Source organism: Deinococcus sp., assembly GCF_018260405.1.
Classification (GTDB): Bacteria; Deinococcota; Deinococci; order Deinococcales; family Deinococcaceae; genus Deinococcus.
This window is the reverse complement of the sequence record NZ_JAGLBG010000187.1, coordinates 1-2,081: the sequence shown is the minus strand read 5'-3', so window position 1 is coordinate 2,081 and position 2,081 is coordinate 1. Positions and strand designations below refer to the sequence as shown.

1 protein-coding gene is annotated in these 2,081 nt (G+C 61.2%); it reads right to left on the bottom strand.

The annotated features are described in order from the left end of the window. Positions 1 to 167 precede the first annotated feature (167 nt). On the bottom strand, positions 168 to 1,448 hold the full coding sequence (locus QZ269_RS12900) for an RsmB/NOP family class I SAM-dependent RNA methyltransferase (protein ID WP_291427101.1): 1,281 nt from the start codon (positions 1,446 to 1,448) through the stop codon (positions 168 to 170). Positions 1,449 to 2,081: the final 633 nt, after the last annotated feature.

Sequence of the window (2,081 nt, the reverse complement as noted above, 5' to 3'; positions counted from 1 at the left end):
GGCCGTTCGTTGAGTCTTCACACACCAACGTAACCGACCCCACTTGCTTTTTGGTCAAAAAGGTTCCGGACTACTGTGAGTTGCGTGTATTCGGGAAGCTCTAACCCTGTTGACCTCCCCGCCACGCCGCTTTGCAAGTTTCCGTGCGCGGCAGATCACCGTGTGGCTTAGCTGCGGCGTAGCCGGGCAATATAAAAGCCGTCGACTCCGTTGAGCGGTAGCGTGAGAATACCGGGCCCCACTTGCAGATGTGCCACTTCGAGACCGGGAATGGCCTCAGGGGTGAATTCGGGGTGAGCAGCCAAGAACGCCTGGATCACTTCCGGGCCTTCCTGCGGCATAACCGAGCAGACCGAGTACACCAGGACGCCGCCAGGCTCGACCAGGGCAGCGGCGTTGGGCAGCATCCGCGCCTGCAAGGTAGCCATTTCAGCGACCACTGCCGGGGTCAGGCGCAGTTTGATCTCGGGGTGGCTTCGCAGCGTACCACTTCCCGTACACGGAGCGTCCAAGAGTACGAAGGGCGCTGGGGCAAGATCCAGCGGCGCGGTCAGGTCGTGCGTTACGAAATCGGCCTTCAACCGCAGACGTTTGAAGTTCCATTCGGCTGCGTGGTGTTTGCGGGGCACATTGTCCACGCTGGTGACCAGTGCGCCGCGCGTGGCGAGCATAGCCGCCTTGATGCCTGCGCCGCCCGCGAGGTCCAGCACGCGCTGAGCGTCGATATCGCCCAGAGCGTCCACGCAGGCCATACTCGCCGGGTTGATCGGCTGGGCCTGACCGGTGTGGTACGCCGCCGTTTCCCGCAGTGGGCGCGCGAGTTCCACGCGGTCTACACCTTCAAGAGAAGCGGTCAGTTCACTGCCCTCCTCTTGCAGCAGGCGCACGCCCTCATCCGAGAGACTCAGCCACATGGGCTGCGGCTCCAGCAGGTCGGCAAAAACCGCCTCGGCCTGGGCACCGTAGGCCCAGCGGTAGACGCCTTCAAGCCATTCCGGCATCTCGCTGCCCAGCTGCCCGAGCGGTTCAACCCGCCGCAGCACGGCATTGACCAGTCCGGGAGGAGCCAGCCGCGCGGTGCGGGCCAGGTTCACGTACTCGTTGGCGACGGCGTGGGCGGGTGTGCCCAGAATCAGTTTCTCGAACGCCCCGGCCAGCAGCAGGGTCTGCACTTTAGGGTGCGTTTCGCCGGTGAGCAGGGGAGCCAGCACTGCGGCCAGACTCGGTTGATGCCGTAGGGTGCCGTACACGATGTGGGTTGCCAGACCAGCGTCACGGGCAGGCAACTTGGCCTGTTGCAGCGCGGCGTCGAGGTTGGGGGCCGCAAAGCCCTCACCACTCATCACCTTCATCAGCACGCGCACAGCCAATTCACGGGCCGGATTGAAGGGATCGGGTCGCCGCTGCTCCTGCGGGCTGCGGTTCTGACGGGTGCGGGAAGAAGTCATCAGGACAGGATAGACGCTTTGAGCGGGAGACACCGGTATAGAACAGCTTGCTTAATTACGCCATTTGTGAGAACCCACCATCAGTACTGGACAGCCTTATGGCCTGATAAAAGTCATGAGAGATGCCGTCCCAAGAGGCGGCTGCATTAACCGCGAACAAAGACACCATTGGGCAGGATGGAATTGGAAAGAAGGAGGCCCACCAGCACCCATGTAATGGTCAGAAAATGCCGTTGGTCACGCCACGGAGCTTTACTCAGCCATTAACTAAGTCGCTCGAATAGAATGGTTGCGTCTCCACCCACAGGGATTTTTGTTGTCTTACTCAGTAAGAATGCCTCATGGTAGAGGCATTCTCATCTCTTTTATCAGGCCGTAAGCCGGCTGCGCTCTTCCGCCAGCGGGCAGGCCCCTTCCCGGGTGGCGTTTTGGGCAAGAAGCGGGCAGGCTCGCTTAAGCGAGTCCATTTTGCCCAACACAGCGACCAGACCCCTGCATAGGTGCCGCTCTGACCAAGAAAGCACCGCCTGTACTGCCCTACCGCGAAACCTATATTGTATCTGATTAGCGCGCCAGAGCCATCAGCGTGTCTACAGGGTCATGACCCCGGAGGCGAGCTGTCTCTGTGACCGA

What these genes read in the sequence shown, in the direction of transcription:
- QZ269_RS12900 (WP_291427101.1), bottom strand. Translation starts at nt 1,448, where the DNA reads ATGACTTCTTCCCGCACCCGTCAGAACCGCAGCCCGCAGGAGCAGCGG.